Source organism: Streptomyces flavofungini (assembly GCF_041028215.1).
GTDB classification, from domain to species: Bacteria; Actinomycetota; Actinomycetes; order Streptomycetales; family Streptomycetaceae; genus Streptomyces; species Streptomyces flavofungini_B.
The window spans coordinates 1-15,207 of the sequence record NZ_JASKYR010000116.1; the positions used below are offsets into that span (position 1 = coordinate 1).

14 protein-coding genes are annotated in these 15,207 nt (G+C 72.1%); 10 read left to right on the top strand and 4 right to left on the bottom strand.

What is annotated here, in order from left to right; genetic code table 11:
* Positions 1 to 200 precede the first annotated feature (200 nt).
* Positions 201 to 1,190 carry a malate dehydrogenase gene (locus AB8Z36_RS10955; RefSeq protein WP_369213041.1) on the top strand — a complete coding sequence of 330 codons (990 nt, stop codon included), beginning with the start codon at positions 201 to 203 and terminating at the stop codon, positions 1,188 to 1,190.
* Between the two features lie 101 nt (positions 1,191 to 1,291).
* Here AB8Z36_RS10955 and AB8Z36_RS10960 read toward each other — a convergent pair whose 3' ends face one another.
* Positions 1,292 to 2,713, bottom strand: coding sequence for an MFS transporter (locus tag AB8Z36_RS10960; protein ID WP_369213042.1), 1,422 nt, complete (start codon positions 2,711 to 2,713; stop codon positions 1,292 to 1,294).
* 92 nt (positions 2,714 to 2,805) lie between these two features.
* Here AB8Z36_RS10960 and AB8Z36_RS10965 point away from each other — a divergent pair, with 92 nt between their 5' ends.
* The 8 genes from AB8Z36_RS10965 to AB8Z36_RS11000 all read left to right on the top strand — a co-directional run bounded on the left by AB8Z36_RS10965 (position 2,806) and on the right by AB8Z36_RS11000 (position 12,024).
* The gene (locus AB8Z36_RS10965; protein ID WP_369213043.1) at positions 2,806 to 3,762 is read left to right on the top strand and encodes a LysR family transcriptional regulator; all 957 of its coding nucleotides are present in this window, start codon (positions 2,806 to 2,808) and stop codon (positions 3,760 to 3,762) included.
* 79 nt (positions 3,763 to 3,841) lie between these two features.
* Positions 3,842 to 4,087, top strand: coding sequence for a helix-turn-helix transcriptional regulator (locus tag AB8Z36_RS10970; protein WP_369213044.1), 246 nt, complete (start codon positions 3,842 to 3,844; stop codon positions 4,085 to 4,087).
* On the top strand, positions 4,084 to 4,692 hold the full coding sequence (locus AB8Z36_RS10975) for a hypothetical protein (RefSeq protein ID WP_369213045.1): 609 nt from the start codon (positions 4,084 to 4,086) through the stop codon (positions 4,690 to 4,692). Before AB8Z36_RS10970 ends, AB8Z36_RS10975 begins: the two co-directional genes overlap by 4 nt.
* Positions 4,693 to 4,870: 178 nt before the next feature.
* Entirely contained in the window at positions 4,871 to 6,373 is a 1,503-nt protein-coding gene (locus AB8Z36_RS10980) for an aldehyde dehydrogenase family protein (RefSeq protein ID WP_369213046.1), read from the top strand.
* 66 nt (positions 6,374 to 6,439) lie between these two features.
* Positions 6,440 to 7,987, top strand: a complete 1,548-nt coding sequence (locus tag AB8Z36_RS10985; RefSeq protein WP_369213047.1) for a GMC family oxidoreductase — start codon at positions 6,440 to 6,442, stop codon at positions 7,985 to 7,987.
* Complete coding sequence (locus tag AB8Z36_RS10990) at positions 7,984 to 9,090, top strand: quaternary amine ABC transporter ATP-binding protein (RefSeq protein WP_369213048.1); 1,107 nt, start codon at positions 7,984 to 7,986, stop codon at positions 9,088 to 9,090. The genes AB8Z36_RS10985 and AB8Z36_RS10990 overlap by 4 nt, the downstream gene beginning before the upstream one ends.
* On the top strand, positions 9,090 to 11,057 hold the full coding sequence (locus tag AB8Z36_RS10995; RefSeq protein ID WP_369213049.1) for an ABC transporter permease: 1,968 nt from the start codon (positions 9,090 to 9,092) through the stop codon (positions 11,055 to 11,057). The genes AB8Z36_RS10990 and AB8Z36_RS10995 overlap by 1 nt, the downstream gene beginning before the upstream one ends.
* A gap of 1 nt (position 11,058) precedes the next feature.
* Entirely contained in the window at positions 11,059 to 12,024 is a 966-nt protein-coding gene (locus AB8Z36_RS11000) for an ABC transporter substrate-binding protein (protein WP_369213050.1), read from the top strand.
* 52 nt (positions 12,025 to 12,076) lie between these two features.
* Here AB8Z36_RS11000 and AB8Z36_RS11005 read toward each other — a convergent pair whose 3' ends face one another.
* From AB8Z36_RS11005 to AB8Z36_RS11015, 3 genes are read right to left on the bottom strand one after another with little or no spacing between them, the layout of a single operon-like run.
* Positions 12,077 to 12,811, bottom strand: coding sequence for an isocitrate lyase/PEP mutase family protein (locus AB8Z36_RS11005; protein WP_369213051.1), 735 nt, complete (start codon positions 12,809 to 12,811; stop codon positions 12,077 to 12,079).
* Complete coding sequence (locus AB8Z36_RS11010; protein WP_369213052.1) at positions 12,805 to 13,251, bottom strand: carboxymuconolactone decarboxylase family protein; 447 nt, start codon at positions 13,249 to 13,251, stop codon at positions 12,805 to 12,807. Before AB8Z36_RS11010 ends, AB8Z36_RS11005 begins: the two co-directional genes overlap by 7 nt.
* Positions 13,248 to 13,769, bottom strand: coding sequence for a carboxymuconolactone decarboxylase family protein (locus AB8Z36_RS11015; RefSeq protein WP_369213053.1), 522 nt, complete (start codon positions 13,767 to 13,769; stop codon positions 13,248 to 13,250). The genes AB8Z36_RS11010 and AB8Z36_RS11015 overlap by 4 nt, the downstream gene beginning before the upstream one ends.
* A gap of 47 nt (positions 13,770 to 13,816) precedes the next feature.
* On the opposite strand from AB8Z36_RS11015, the gene pdxR reads away from it, so the two are divergent.
* A partial coding sequence (pdxR, locus tag AB8Z36_RS11020; protein ID WP_369213054.1) for a MocR-like pyridoxine biosynthesis transcription factor PdxR occupies positions 13,817 to 15,207 on the top strand: 1,391 nt, incomplete at its 3' end.

The window sequence follows — 15,207 nt, forward strand, 5'->3', positions numbered from 1 at the left end:
CTGTGGGCCGGGCCACACGGACCCGGGGGCCGGGGGTGGCCGGGGCGCGATAGCCTGGCGGCGGATCTCTCTTGATGCCAAGAGATCGATCATCGAGAGGCGATCGAGGACTCGAAGAGGCGTCGGCGGGGATCCAGGAATCAGGGGATCCAGTAGAGGGACACGGGACCCCACCGCCAGCTTTTCTTACGGAGATCGCCATGACCCGCACTCCCGTGAATGTCACCGTCACCGGCGCGGCCGGCCAGATCGGCTACGCGCTGCTCTTCCGCATCGCCTCGGGCCACCTGCTCGGCGCGGACGTGCCGGTCAACCTGCGCCTTCTGGAGATCACGCCGGCCCTGAAGGCCGCCGAGGGCACCGCCATGGAGCTCGACGACTGTGCCTTCCCGCTGCTGAACTCGATCGAGATCAGCGACGACCCGAACGTCGCCTTCGACGGCGCCAACGTCGCCCTCCTGGTCGGCGCCCGCCCCCGCACCAAGGGCATGGAGCGCGGTGACCTCCTGGAGGCCAACGGCGGCATCTTCAAGCCCCAGGGCAAGGCCATCAACGACCACGCCGCGGACGACATCAAGGTCCTCGTCGTCGGCAACCCGGCCAACACCAACGCGCTCATCGCGCAGGCCGCAGCCCCGGACGTACCGGCCGAGCGCTTCACCGCGATGACCCGCCTCGACCACAACCGCGCCCTGTCGCAGCTCGCGAAGAAGACCGGCACCTCGGTCTCCGACATCAAGCGCCTGACCATCTGGGGCAACCACTCGGCCACCCAGTACCCGGACATCTTCCACGCGGAGATCGCCGGCAAGAACGCCGCCGAGGTCGTGAACGACCAGGCCTGGCTCGCCGACGACTTCATCCCGACCGTCGCCAAGCGCGGTGCCGCGATCATCGAGGCCCGTGGCGCGTCCTCGGCCGCCTCCGCCGCCAACGCCGCCATCGACCACGTCCACACGTGGGTCAACGGCACGGCCGCCGGTGACTGGACCTCGATGGGTATCCCGTCGGACGGCTCCTACGGCGTTCCCGAGGGCCTCATCTCCTCCTTCCCCGTCACCACCAAGGACGGCAAGTACGAGATCGTCCAGGGCCTGGAGATCAACGAGTTCTCGCGTGCGCGCATCGACGCGTCCGTGCAGGAGCTCACCGAGGAGCGCGAGGCCGTGCGCGGTCTCGGCCTCATCTGATCGCACCCCCTTCCGGGCGTCCGCGCCCGTGAGGTGACCCGCCCCCGGCGGCCGTTCGACCACGGCCGCCGGGGGCGGTGCCGTTTCCGCGCCGCCGCCGCTCACTCGCCGCGCGGAGCCGCGGGGGCGGCCCCGCCCCCGCCGTACCCGGCGGCGACCACCGCGGCGGCGACGAGCACCACGAGCGCCACGACGCGCAGCGCCGCCGCCATGCCGTCCACGGCGAAGCCGCCCGAGGTGTGCGAGGCCAGCGTCGTCCCGGTCACCGCCACSCCGAGCGCGGCTCCCGCCTCGCGCGCCGAGGTGCTCAGACCGGAGCCGAGCCCCGCCTGGTGCGCCGGGAGCGAGGTCACGACGCCGAAGGTGAGCGCGGGCATGCAGAGCCCGGCGCCCGCCGAGATGACGAGCAGCCAGCAGGCGTAGAGGGCGTACGGGGTCGAGGCGTCCGCCGATGACGTGCCGAGCAGCCCGAGGCCGGTCAGGAGCAGCCCGCCGCCCACCACCGCGCGGGGGCGTCCCGACCAGCGGGTGGCAAGCCGGGGGACGAGGGCCATGCCGACCGTGAGCGGGATGATCGCGAGGCCCGCGCGGGCGGCACCGTACCCCTTCGTGTACTGGAGGTACTGGGAGTTGACGTAGAAGAGCGAGAAGAGGCCGAAGAAGCAGGCGGCGGTGCCGAGCGTCGCCGCGCGCAGCCGCCGGGAGGCGAAGACGCGGGGGTCGAAGAGCGGGGCGCGGGAGCGCAGGGCGTGCAGCGCGAAGAACGCGACGAGGGCGGCGCCCGCCGCGAAGGCGGTCAGGATGCGGGCCGACGTCCAGCCGTACAGCGGGCTCTCGATGATGCCGAAGAGGAGGGCGAAGAGCCCGCCGGTCAGCAGCAGGGTGCCGAGCGGGTCCAGGGCCGGGGCCGCCGCCGCCCGCTCGGTGCGCGGCACGGCGCGGGCCACGGCGAGGGCGAGCAGCGCGGCCAGCGGGACCACGATCCAGAACAGCGCGCGCCACGGCAGGTACTGGCCGATGAGGCCGCCGCCGACGTTGCCCGCGAGCCCGCCGAGACCGGCGGCCAGTGTCCAGGAGGCGAGGGCGCGGGGGCGCTGCTCGGGGGAGGCCGTGCGCATCAGGATCGACATGGTGGCGGGCATGATCAGCGCGGCGCCCGCGCCGGAGACGCCGCGCCCGGCGATGAGGAGCGCGGGGGAGAGGGCGAGCGCGCTGACGGCCGCGCCCGCGCCGAACAGGCCGAGGCCGCCGAGGAGCGCGCCCTTGCGGCCGTACCGGTCGCCGAGCGCGCCCGCCGGGATCAGGAGCCCGGCGAAGACGATGACGTAGGCGTCGACCGTCCACAGCAGCTCGCTGGACGAGGGGTGCAGCGACGACGAAGTCAGTTGCGGGACAAGGAGGTTGATGGCGGCGACCATGCCCTGCGCGACGAGGACGCAGGCGCAGAGGATGAGCAGCGGTGCCCGCTTGGGCGCCGGGCTGGCGGTGGGCGGCCGGGACGTGGTCAGGGCAGCAAAAGACATGGCTCCTCCTCGGGAGCGGCATGGGGTGGGATGCCCTGTCACCGTAGGCTCGGCCCTGACATGCTTTCCAGTGCAACTTCGGCAAGGGATGAATGCGTGTGACGCAATCAAGTGGACTTGAGCCCGTGGCGCGGCCGGGCGGCGCCGGTCTCGACCTGAATCTGCTGCTCGCCCTGGACGTCCTCCTGGAGGAGCAGAGCGTGTCGGGCGCCGCCCACCGCCTGCATCTCTCCGAACCCGCCATGAGCCGCACCCTGGGCCGCATCCGCAAGGCGCTCGGCGACCCCGTGCTGGTGCGGGCGGGGCGCCGGATGGTGCCGACGCCGCACGCCCTCGCGGTGCAGGCGGAGGTGAGTGCCGTGGTGGAGCGGGCCCGCGCCCTCTTCGCCGGGCCCGGCGCGGCCGACCTGCGCACGGTCACCCGTACGCTGACCATCCTCAGCCATGACGCGGTCGCCGCCGCCTACGGCCCCGCGCTCTTCGCCCGCGCCGCGAAGGAGGCGCCCGGGGTGCGGCTGCGCTTCCTCGGCGAGAGCCACATCGACGCGCCCATGCTGCGGCAGGGCACCGCCGACCTCGAACTCGGGGGCATCGACGCGCCGCCGCCCGAGGCGCACGTGGAGCACTTGCACGACGACCGGATGTTCGGTGTCGCGCGGGCCGGGAACCCCCTGCTGGAAGGGGAACTCACGGTGCGCCGGTTCGCGGCGGCCGACCATGTCACCGTCTCGCGCCGGGGGCGGCTGAGCGGTCCGCTGGACGCCGCGCTCGCCGAACGGGGGCTGCGCAGGCGGGTGGTGGGCAGCGTGGGGACGTTCACGTCGTCCCTCTTCCTGCTCCTGAGCACCGACCTCGTCGGCCTCGGCACCCTGTGGAGCCGCCCTCTGACGGACACGCTCGGCCTGGTCACGTTCGAGATCCCGCTGGAGCTGCCGCCGCTGCCCCTCGGCATGGCCTGGCACCCGCGCCACGACGCCGACCCGGCGCACGCGTGGCTGCGCGACTGCGTGCGAGAGCTGATGCGGCCTCCTTCCGGCACGTCCGGCTGATCTTGCGGACCTGTCACTGATCTTTGCGAGCCTGTCATTGCTCTTGCTGACCTGCTCTGAGATGTAGTACTTCTTATACATGAGCGAGCAAGTGCACAACAGGTTGGCGATGGTGCGCGCCGAACGGAAGGTGTCGCGTCAGCGCCTGGCCGAGGCGGTGGGAGTCCACTACCAGACCATCGGCTACATCGAGCGGGGGCAGTACAACCCGAGCCTGGACCTCGCACTGAAGATCGCGAAGTTCTTCGGACTGCCGGTCGAGGCGCTGTTCTCCCTCGAACCGTTCCAGCCGCTCACGGATCAGGTCTACGGGAGGAACCAGTGAAGACGGCAGCCGAACAGCGTCCCCTGACCAGCTACGACCGCCGGATGTACCGGCTGATGAACCGCGAGGAGGGTGCGGCCCTCCACGCCACCGCCGCCCGTCGGCGCGCCGCGGTCGTCGCCCACATCGCGCTGACGGCGCTGTCCGCGACGGCCTGGCTCTGCGTCGTCGTCGGCGACCAGCGGTGGGCGGTGTTCGCCCTGCTCGGCCTGCTCCTCCCGTGGTGCTTCGCGACCGGCGTCATCAACGGCTCCACCCGGGGCCTGCTCGATCTGCGCGTCCGCGCACTGGACGAGCGGCAGCGCGCGGAGCGGGACCGGGTGGCGGCGCGGGCGCGCGGCCTGATGCTCTGGGTGCTGCTCGCCGCGGCCGTCGGCGCGGGCGCGGCGGCTTGGCAGGACCTGGACACCGGGGGCCTCCTCTTCCCCGTCCTGTTCGTCCTCTTCGTCACCCACTGGCTGATGCCGCTCTGGGTGGCCGGTCTCACCGCCCGGGACGAACCCGGCCCGGAGGACCATGAAGGCCCCGAGGCTCCCGAGGGCCCCGAGGGCCCCGAGGGCCCCGAGGGCCCCGCGCGTGATTATGCGGGCGATATCACGCCATAGCGTCGCTTTCGGGGCGGAACGTGTGTCGAGCGTACGTTTCGCCCCTCCTGTCCCCATGCTCAGTGACACAGCGCACTTTCGGCCAGGCCAGGCATGCTTTCCCGCCCGAGGGGAAGGTGCTCCCGGCTACCGCGAGTGACAGGCGGGGCATTTGACAGGAACGGAAGGCATACGGGACGTGTCCGCACAACAGACCATCCATGTGGGCGGAGAGTGGCTGAGCGCCGCCTCCGGTGCCACCCGCGAGATCCTCGACCCGGCGGATGCCAAGCCGTTCGCGCTGATCGCCGAGGGCGGCACCGAGGACGCCGACGCGGCGATCGAGGCCGCGCGCAAGGCCTTCGACGAGGGGCCGTGGCCGGCCACGCCGGTCGCCGAGCGCGCCGCGCTGCTGCGCCGGGTCGCCGACCTCCTCGTCCGCGACCGCGAGAGGATCGGCCTCCTGGAGAGCCGGGACGCGGGCAAGACCCTCGAAGAGGGCCGCGTCGACGTCGACTGCGTCGCCGACGCCTTCCGGTACTTCGCCGACCTGGTGATCGGCGAGGGCGCCGGACGCGTCGTGGACGCGGGCTCCGACGACATCCACAGCGTCGTCGTGCACGAGCCCGTCGGCGTCTGCTCGATGATCACGCCCTGGAACTACCCGCTGCTCCAGGCCAGCTGGAAGATCGCGCCCGCTCTCGCGGCGGGCAACACCTTCGTCATCAAGCCGAGCGAGATCACCCCGCTGACGACCGTCGCGCTCATCGAGCTGCTCGTCGAGGCGGGGCTGCCCGCCGGTGTCGCCAACATCGTGACCGGCCCCGGCCACACCGTCGGCGCCCGGCTCGCCGACCACCCCGGCGTCGACCTGGTCTCCTTCACCGGCGGCCTCGTCTCCGGCACCAAGGTCGCCCAGGCCGCCGCCCTCGGCGTGAAGAAGGTCGCCCTCGAACTCGGCGGCAAGAACCCCAACGTCGTCTTCGCCGACGCCTGCGCCACCGACGACGGCTTCGACACCGCCGTCGACCAGGCCCTCAACGCCGCCTTCATCCACAGCGGGCAGGTCTGCTCAGCCGGTGGCCGCCTGATCATCGAGGAGTCCGTCCGCGAGCGCTTCGTGGCCGAACTCGCCCGCAGGGCCACGAAGATCAAGCTCGGCCGCGGCACCGAGGACGGCGTCGAGTGCGGCCCCCTCGTCTCCGCGCAGCAGCGCGAGAAGACCGAGATGTACGTGGCCTCCGCCCTTCAGGAGGGCGCCGTGCTCCGCTCCGGCGGCAAGCGCCCCGAGCCGAGCGACGTGCGCCCCGCCGAGGGCTACTTCTACGAGCCGACCGTGCTCGACCAGTGCCACCGCGGGATGAAGGCCGTACGCGAAGAGGTCTTCGGGCCCGTCCTGACCGTCGAGACCTTCCGCACCGAGGACGAGGCCGTGGCCCTCGCCAACGACACCGAGTACGGTCTCGCGGGCGCCGTCTGGACCAGCGACCAGGGCCGCGCGAGCCGCATGGCCCGCCGGATGCGCCACGGCACCATCTGGATCAACGACTTCCACCCCTACCTGCCGCAGGCGGAGTGGGGCGGCTTCGGCAAGAGCGGTGTCGGGCGCGAACTGGGCCCCGCAGGCCTCGCCGAGTACCGCGAGTCCAAGCACGTCTACCAGAACCTGGCGCCGCGGCCGGTCCGCTGGTTCGCGGGCTGACGCCCGCCCGTCCCTTACGCGCGAGCACCTTCGTACGACCTCGCAGGAAGAGGAGTAGCTACCCCCATGGCTGAAACCCCCCAGGCCGTATCCGAGTACGACTACGTCATCGTCGGCGGCGGCACCGCCGGATCGGTGATCGCCTCCCGGCTCACCGAGAACCCGGACGTCACCGTCGCCGTCATCGAGGGCGGGCCCAGCGACATCGACCGTGAGGACGTCCTCACGCTCCGCCGCTGGCTCGGCCTGCTCGGCGGTGACCTCGACTACGGCTACACGACCACGGAGCAGCCGCGCGGCAACTCCCACATCCTGCACAGCCGTGCCAAGGTGCTCGGCGGATGCTCGTCGCACAACACCCTGATCTCCTTCAAGCCGCTGCCCTCCGACTGGGACGAGTGGGAGGCGGCGGGGGCCACCGGCTGGAACGCCCAGGCGATGGACCCCTACTTCGGCAAGCTGCGCAACAACATCGTGCGCGTCGCCAAGAAGGACCAGAACCAGATCGCCACCGACTGGGTCGAGGCGACGAAGACCGCCCTCGGCGTGCCCGAGGTCGTCGGCTTCAACGACCAGCCCTTCGACGAGGGCGTCGGCTTCTTCGACCTCGCCTACCACCCGGAGAACAACAAGCGCTCCTCCGCCTCGGTCGCCTACCTCCACCCCCACATGGAGGCCGGTGACCGCCCCAACCTCCGGCTGTTCCTGGAGACCTGGGCCACGAAGCTTGAGCTGGACGGCACGACCGCGCGCGGCGTCCACGTCCGCGCCAAGGACGGCACCGAGTCGCTGCTCACCGCCCGCCGCGAGGTGCTCGTCTGCGCCGGAGCCGTCGACACGCCCCGGCTGCTCATGCACTCGGGCATCGGCCCCGCCAAGGACCTCCAAGCGCTCGGCATCCCGGTCGTCCACGACCTTCCCGGCGTCGGCGAGAACCTCATCGACCACCCGGAGTCGGTCATCGTCTGGGAGACGAACGGGCCGATCCCCGGCAACTCCGCGATGGACTCCGACGCGGGCCTGTTCGTGCGGCGGGACCCGGACCACAAGGGCCCCGACCTGATGTTCCACTTCTACCAGATCCCCTTCACCGACAACCCGGAGCGCCTGGGCTACGAACGCCCCGAGCACGGCGTCTCGATGACCCCGAACATCCCCAAGTCCCGTTCCCGCGGGCGGCTCTACCTCACCTCCGCCGACCCCGAGGTCAAGCCCGCGCTCGACTTCAGGTACTTCGAGGACGAGGGCGACTACGACGGGCGGACCCTGGTCGACGGCATCAAGCTGGCGCGCGAGGTCGCGCAGGCCGAGCCGTTCAAGAAGTGGCTGAAGCGCGAGGTGTTCCCCGGCCCCGACGTCACCGACGACGCCGAGATCAGCGAGCTCGTGCGCAAGGCCGCGCACACCGTCTACCACCCGGCCGGAACCTGCCGAATGGGTGCTTCCACTGATGAACTCGCAGTCGTGGACCCGGAACTGAAGATCCGGGGCATGCGAGGAATCCGTATCGCGGACGCATCCGTCTTCCCGACGATGCCCGCCGTGAATCCGATGATCGGAGTGCTCATGGTCGGGGAGAAATGTGCCGAGATGCTGGGTGGTGACGGCCGATGAGCGAGGCCCTCGTGACGACAGAGAACGAGACGGTGGCCCCCGGCGGGCCCGTCTTCGCCGTCGAGAACCTCTGGAAGGTCTTCGGCCCGAAGGCGGAGCGCATACCCGGCGACACCGCCCTGCACGACCTCACCCCCGCCGAACTCCGCGAACGCACCGGCTGCACCGCCGCCGTGCGCGATGTGTCCTTCGAGGTCAACAAGGGGGAAGTCTTCGTCGTCATGGGCCTCTCCGGCTCGGGCAAGTCCACCCTCGTGCGCTGCCTGACCCGGCTCATCGAGCCCACCTCCGGACGGCTCGCCATCGACGGCGAGGACGTCCTCGCCATGGACAAGGCGCGCCTGCGTGAACTGCGCCGCCGCCGCGCCGCCATGGTCTTCCAGCACTTCGGTCTGCTGCCGCACCGCTCGGTCCTCGACAACGTCGCCTACGGCCTGGAGATACAGGGCGTCGGCAAGGCCGAGCGGCGCCAGAAGGCGCTTGAGGTCATCGCGAAGGTCGGCCTCGACGGCCTCGAACAGCGCAAGCCCGGACAGCTCTCCGGCGGCCAGCAGCAGCGCGTGGGCCTGGCCCGCGCCCTCGCCGTCGACCCCGAGGTCCTGCTCTTCGACGAGCCGTTCAGCGCGCTCGACCCGCTGATCCGCCGCGACATGCAGGAAGAGGTCGTCCGCCTGCACCGCGACGAGGGCCGCACCATGGTCTTCATCACCCACGACCTCAGCGAGGCCCTCAAGCTCGGCGACCGCATCGCCCTGATGCGGGACGGCCGCGTCGTCCAGGTCGGCACGCCCGAGGAGATCGTCGGCTCCCCGGCCGACGACTACGTCCGCGACTTCGTGCGCGACGTGGCCCGCGCCGACGTGATGAGCGTGCGCACCGCCATGCGCGCCGCCGACTCCGACGAGGAGAACCGCGGCGCGGCCCTCGCGCCCGACGCCAAGGTCTCCGAGGCCATCGAGGCCGTCGCGCGCTCCGGCTTCCCGGTCCGCGTGATGGACGGCAAGCGCTGCCTGGGCGTCGTCGACCACGCGGGGCTGCTCGCGGTGGTCGCGGGCACCGCCGCGCCCGCCGCGCCCTCCGGCACGGGCGAGGTGGTCGCCTGATGGCCACCGCCACCGCCTCCGGACCCGTACGAGATACGGGCATCGGCGCACTCCTGCGCCACCGTGCCGTCGGCAAGCTCGTGCTGCTCGCCGTCGCCGCCGCGGTCCTCGTGCCGATCGTCAGCGCCAAGTGGGCCTCCGGCGCCTGGCCGGACGCCCTCACCGTCGACCTGACCGAGCCGCTGGGGAAGACCACCGACTGGATCATCGACAACCGCGACAGCCACTGGCTGTTCACCTACTTCTTCGGGCACGTCAGCAACGCCATCGTGCTCTCCGTGCGCGGCGTCTACCTGGTGCTGCTCGGCGCGGGCTGGGCCGGTGTCACCGTCGGCGCCGGACTCATCGCCTGGCGGGTCGCCGGGGTGCGGCTCGCGGCCATGGCGTCCGCCGCGTTCGCCGTCTGCGGTCTGCTCGGCATGTGGGTGCCGACCATGCAGACGCTCGCCCTGATGATCGTGGCGGTCCTCGCCTCGGTCGTGATCGGCGCGCTGCTCGGCCTCGCGGGCGGCCTCAACGACCGGGTCTTCCGCATCCTGCGGCCCGTACTCGACACCATGCAGGTCCTGCCCGCGTACGCCTATCTGCTGCCGTTCGCCCTCGTCTTCGGCATGGGCGTGCCCGCCGCCGTCATCGCGACCGTCGTGTACGCGGCCCCGCCGATGGCCCGGCTCACCGCGCTCGGCCTGCGCGGCGCCGACGGCGGCGTCCTGGAGGCGGTGACCTCGCTCGGCGCGACCAGCCGCCAGCGGCTGTTCTCCGCGCGCCTGCCGCTGGCCGCCAAGCAGCTCCTGCTCGGCGTCAATCAGACGATCATGATGGCGCTCTCCATGGCCGTCATCGCCTCGGTGATCGGCGCCGGCGGCCTCGGCGACCGCGTCTACCAGGCGCTGTCCACCGTCGACGTCGGCCAGGCGCTGGCCGGCGGCATCCCGATCGTGCTGCTCGCCGTGGTCCTCGACCGCGTCACCGCCGCCGCGGGCGAGAAGGCGGGCGCGCACGCCGAGGACCACTCGCCGCTCCGGGGCCCGCGCGGCTGGTCCGTCGCCGCGGCCGTGACGGTCGCCGCCGCGCTCGCCGCCCGCTTCGCGGACCGCCTGGACTGGCCGACCGGCTGGGTCGTCAACATCGCCCCGACGGTCAACACCGGCAAGGAGTGGATGGTCGACCACATCTACACCGGAGTGCCCCTCGTCGGCGGCACGGCGGACTGGGCGTCCCACTTCACCGAGTGGGTCCTCAACCCTGTCCGCGACGGCCTCCAGGGCCTGCCCTGGTGGTCGGTGCTGCTGATCGTCGCCGCGCTCGCCTGGCTGATCGGCACCTGGCAGACCGCGCTCACCGCTGTCGCCGCCATGGCCGCCATCGGCGCCCTCGGCGTCTGGGACAAGTCCCTCGACACGCTCTCCCAGGTCCTCGCCGGAGTCGCGGTGACGCTGGTCCTCGGCTTCGCGATCGGCGTCGCGGCCTCCCGCAGCGCGCGGTTCGAACGCCTGCTGCGCCCGGTCCTCGACGTCTTCCAGACGCTGCCGCAGTTCGTGTACCTGATCCCGGTCGTCGCCCTCTTCGGCATCGGCCGCGCCCCCGCGGTCGCCGCCGCCGTGGTCTACGCGCTGCCCGCCGTCGTCCGCATCACCACGCAGGGCCTGCGCGAGGTCGACGCCGCCGCGATGGAGTCCTCGCGCTCGCTCGGCGCCACGAGCTGGCAGCAGCTGCGCAAGGTGCAGCTCCCGCTGGCCCGCCCGGCGCTGCTGCTCGCCCTGAACCAGGGTGTCGTCCTGGTCCTCGCCGTCGTCGTCATCGGCGGTCTGGTCGGCGGTGGCGCGCTCGGCTACGACGTGGTGTTCGGCATCGCGCAGGGCGACCTCGCGACGGGCCTGGTGGCCGGTGCGGCGATCGTCTGCCTCGGCCTGATGCTGGACCGGGTCACACAGCCCACCGAACGCCGCGTCAAGAAGGGAGCGTGACATGCGCGCTCGTACGCGTGTCATGAGCGCCGTCACGGCGGCCGGGGCGCTCCTCGCGCTCTCCGGCTGCGGCGCCGCCGACATGACCAAGCAGGCGTCCCCGTACGCCAACGCCGCCGGCGCCAAGACCGTGACCCTCTCGGTCCAGTCCTGGGTCGGCGCGCAGGCGGACGTCGCCGTCGCCGAGTACCTGCTCAAGAACGAGCTCGGCTACCGCGTCGACAAGGTCCAGATCGACGAGGTCCCCGCCTGGGACGCCCTCAGCCAGGGCCGCGTCGACGCGATCATGGAGGACTGGGGCCACCCCGAGCAGGAACAGCGCTACGTCAAGGACAAGAAGACGATCGTCCCCGGCGGCGACGTGGGCGTCACCGGCCACATCGGCTGGTACGTCCCCACGTACTTCGCGAAGAAGCACCCCGACGTCACCGACTGGAAGAACCTGAACAAGTACGCGGACCAGTTCCGCACGTCCGAGAGCGGCAGCAAGGGCCAGCTCATGGACGGCTCCCCGTCGTACGTGACGAACGACAAGGCCCTGGTGAAGAACCTGGACCTGGACTACGAGGTCGTCTTCGCGGGCTCCGAGGCCGCTCAGATCACCCAGATCGAGCAGTTCGCCAAGCAGCGGAAGCCGTTCCTCACCTACTGGTACAAGCCGCAGTGGCTGTTCGAGAAGGTGCCGATGACGGAGGTGAAGCTGCCCGAGTACAAGGAGGACTGCGACGCCGACCCGGCGAAGATCAAGTGCGCCTATCCGCACACCCCGCTCCAGAAGTACTTCAACGCCGACTTCGCCAGGAAGGGCGGCAAGGCCGCGGCGTTCCTGAAGAACTTCCAGTGGTCGGAGGCGGACCAGAACGAGGTCTCGCTGATGATCGCCGACCAGAAGCTGTCGCCCGAGGACGCGGCGAAGAAGTGGATCGACAGGCACGAGTCGAAGTGGCGGGGCTGGCTGCCGAAGTGACCGCGCGGACGGGCGGGTGCCCCGCACCCGTCCGTCCGTTGCGGCCCCGGTATCAGCCGAGCTCCGATGTGATCGCCGTCAGGGCGCCCATCGTGGCGTGCAGCAGCCCGGGGCCGAACGTGATCCTCGTGGCGCCCAGTTCGCCCAGCTCCCGCACGGCGGGGCCGTCCGGCTTCGCGACCAGGTTGAGGGGCCCCTCGATCCCCGCCCGCAGCGCGGGCACCGCGTCCACGGGCGCCAGGATCGGGTAGACGCAGTCGGCGCCCGCGGCCACATAGCGGCGGGCCCGCTCGATGGCAGGCTCCGGCTCCGCGACGCCCCGCAGGAAGGTGTCGACGCGGGCGTTGACGAAGACATCGGCGCCCGCGGCCTCCCGTACGGCCGCGAGGAAGTCGGCCTGCTCGGCGGGGTCCTTCAAGGCGCCGTCCGCCGAGTCCTCCAGGTTGCAGCCGACCGCCCCCGCCGCGAGGAGCCGCTCGACCAGCTCCTTGGGCGCGAGACCGTATCCGCCCTCGATGTCCGCGCTCACGGGCACGGACACGGAGCGCGTGATCCGGGCGATGGCCGCGAACATCTCCTCCGGCGGCACCTGCCCGTCCTCGTACCCGAGGGAGTGCGCGATCCCGGCGCTGGGCGTCGCGAGCGCGGGAGTGCCCGCCGCCTCCAAGGTCCGGGCGCTCGCCGCGTCCCACGGCCCCGGGAGCACCAGCGGATCACCGGGCGCCCGCCCGTGGTGCAGGGCGCGCAGCGTCTCGACGCCTCGCGCGGTACCGGTCGGGTTCACCATGCCGGGCCTCCGGGTGCGATACGGCGGCTGACCATCAGCCGGTTCCAGCTGTTGATGACGGCGACGAGCGCGAGGAGGTGGGCGAGCCCGGCCTCGTCGAAGTGCCCGGCCGCCTGGGCGTAGACGGCGTCCGGTACGAAGTCGCCGGTCAGTACGGTGACCGACTCGGTCAGGGCGAGGGCGGCGCGCTCCCGCTCCGTGAAGAGGTCCCCGGCCTCCGCCCAGGCGTCGAGCAGCGCGATCCGCTTCGGGCTCTCGCCCTGCTCAAGCGCGGCGTCCACATGCATGTCGAGGCAGAACGCGCACGCGTTGAGCTGCGAGGCCCGCACCATCACCAGCTCGGCGAGCACGGGGTCGCCGAGCCCCCGCTTGGCGGCGGCGCTCAGCGTGCTCATCGCGCCCACGACGCCCTGGTCCAAGTGGGTGGTCCGGACGCTCACTTGTGGTCGCCCGCCTTGTAGTGGCCCGGCACCTGGCGGGTGCTGACGCCGAAGCGGTTCCAGGCGTTGATGACCGTTATCGCGGCGATGAGCTGGGTCAGCTCGGCCTCCTCGAAGTGCGCGGCGGCCCTCTCGTACACCTCGTCGGGCACGAAACCCTCGGTCAGCACGGTGATGGCCTCCGTCAGCTCGATCGCGGCGATCTCCTTGGCGGTGTAGAAGTGCCGCGACTCCTCCCACGCGCTGAGCTGGATGATCCGCTCGACGCTCTCGCCCGCCGCGAGCGCGTCCTTGGTGTGCATGTCGAGGCAGAGCGCGCAGTGGTTGATCTGCGAGGCGCGGATCTTGACCAGCTCGTAGATGACCGGGTCGAGGCCCTTACGGGCCGCCGCGTCGAGCTTGATCATGGCCTTGAAGACCTCGGGGGCGTGGGTGGCCCAGGCGAGGCGGGGGGTGTGCTCGCGCTCGTACTCCCTGGCGGAGCCGGGTGCTGCGGTGTCTGTGTCCTTGGTCGTCATGCTGTCGAGCCTAGGAGCGATGCAGCCCAGGAGTATGGTCCATTTCCATGGGAGAAACGTGGGCCACTCTCGGCGTCGACCTGCATCTGGACACCGGCGGCGACGCGTCGCGGCACGGGGTCCGCAGGGGCCTCACGGACGCGCTGCGCGACGCGGTGCGGGGCGGCAGGCTGGCCCCCGGCACCCGGCTGCCCTCGTCCCGCTCCTTCGCCCTCGACCTCGGCATCGCGCGGAACACCGTCGCCGACGCGTACGCCGATCTGGTCGCCGAGGGCTGGCTCACGGCCCGCCAGGGCTCGGGCACCCGGGTCGCCGAACGGGTGATCACGCCGCCGGTGCGGTCGGCGCCGCCCCGCAGAAGGAGCGGGGCACCGGCGTACGACCTCACCCCAGGCAAGCCCGACCTCTCCTCCTTCCCCCGCGCCGAGTGGCTGAAGGCGGCCCGGCGCGCGCTGGCGGCGGCGCCGAGCGACGCCCTCGGGTACGGCGACCCGCGCGGCCGGGTGGAGCTGCGCGAGGCACTCGCCGGGTACCTCGCGCGCGCCCGCGGCGTCCACGCGGACCCCGACCGGATCGTGGTCACCGCGGGCTTCGTGCACGCCGTGTCGATCCTCGGCAGGGTGCTGCGGGCCCGGGGGCAGCGGCAGATCTCCGTGGAGTCCTACGGCCTGGACGTCCACTGGAACCTGCTGCACCGGGCGGGCCTGCGGACGGTGCCGCTGGGCTTCGACGGACTCGGCACGGTGGCACCGGAGACCGGCGGCGGGGCCAGGGCGGTGCTGCTTACCCCGGCGCACCAGTTCCCGATGGGCGTACCGCTCCACCCCGACCGGCGGGCGGCGGCCGTCGACTGGGCGCGCCGGGAGGGCGGGCTGATCCTGGAGGACGACTACGACGGGGAGTTCCGCTACGACCGCCAGCCGGTCGGCGCGCTCCAGGGTCTCGACCCCGAGCGCGTCGTCTACCTCGGCACGGCGAGCAAGTCCCTCGCGCCGGGGCTGCGCATCGGCTGGATGGTGCTGCCGGCCGCGCTGCGGGACGAGGCGCTCGGCGAGAAGGACGCGGCGGGCTGGTCCTGCGGCGCGCTCGACCAGCTCACGCTCGCGGAGTTCCTCACCTCGGGCGCGTACGACCGCCATGTCCGGGCCGCGCGCCTGCGCTACCGGCGCCGCCGCGACCAACTGGTGGACGCCCTCGCCGCCCACGCCCCCGAGACCCGTGCCACGGGCATCGCGGCGGGCCTGCACGCGGTCCTCGAACTCCCCCCGGGCACCGAGCACTCCGTGGTGGAGGCGGCCGCCTGGGAGCGCCTGGCGGTCCAGGGCCTCTCCCGCTTCCGCCATCCCCTCGCGACGGCCCGCCGGAAGGACGCCCTGGTCGTCGGCTACGGAACGCCYGCGGAGCACGCGTGGACGGGGGCTCTTTCGGCCCTGTGCAG

Coding starts and splice junctions, on each gene's coding strand:
- AB8Z36_RS10990 (WP_369213048.1), top strand. CDS start 7,984: ATGAGCGAGGCCCTCGTGACGACAGAGAACGAGACGGTGGCCCCCGGC.
- AB8Z36_RS11015 (WP_369213053.1), bottom strand. CDS start 13,769: ATGACGACCAAGGACACAGACACCGCAGCACCCGGCTCCGCCAGGGAG.
- AB8Z36_RS10965 (WP_369213043.1), top strand. CDS start 2,806: ATGCGTGTGACGCAATCAAGTGGACTTGAGCCCGTGGCGCGGCCGGGC.
- AB8Z36_RS10955 (WP_369213041.1), top strand. CDS start 201: ATGACCCGCACTCCCGTGAATGTCACCGTCACCGGCGCGGCCGGCCAG.
- AB8Z36_RS11000 (WP_369213050.1), top strand. CDS start 11,059: ATGCGCGCTCGTACGCGTGTCATGAGCGCCGTCACGGCGGCCGGGGCG.
- AB8Z36_RS10985 (WP_369213047.1), top strand. CDS start 6,440: ATGGCTGAAACCCCCCAGGCCGTATCCGAGTACGACTACGTCATCGTC.
- AB8Z36_RS10995 (WP_369213049.1), top strand. CDS start 9,090: ATGGCCACCGCCACCGCCTCCGGACCCGTACGAGATACGGGCATCGGC.
- AB8Z36_RS11005 (WP_369213051.1), bottom strand. CDS start 12,811: ATGGTGAACCCGACCGGTACCGCGCGAGGCGTCGAGACGCTGCGCGCC.
- AB8Z36_RS10970 (WP_369213044.1), top strand. CDS start 3,842: ATGAGCGAGCAAGTGCACAACAGGTTGGCGATGGTGCGCGCCGAACGG.